At 51.4% G+C, this 255-nt stretch carries 1 pseudogene; it reads left to right on the top strand.

Features of this window, described 5'->3' with window-relative positions:
- Window positions 1-255 (top strand): annotated as a pseudogene (locus PPOP_RS09530) (transposase); the annotation flags it as partial.

The raw sequence follows: 255 nt of genomic DNA, 5'->3' as shown, positions 1-255 counted from the left end.
CCAAGCGATCACGGCTTGCTACCCGAAGACGGAGATTCAGAAATGCATCATTCACCAAATCCGCAATTCGACGCGCTACGTGTCCTACAAGGATCTCAAGAAGGTAACGGCAGACCTGAAGCCCATCTACAAGGCCGCAACAGAAGAAATGGCCCTTGTGGACCAACTGGGATGAACTCGCTACGTTCTTCAAGTATCCGCCAGAGATCCGCAAGCTCATCTACACGACAAACATGATCGAAAGCTACCATCGCC

Source organism: Paenibacillus popilliae ATCC 14706, assembly GCF_000315235.1.
Classification (GTDB): Bacteria; Bacillota; Bacilli; order Paenibacillales; family Paenibacillaceae; genus Paenibacillus_B; species Paenibacillus_B popilliae.
Note: the sequence above shows the minus strand (reverse complement) of the source record. Positions and strands in the feature narration are given on the sequence as shown.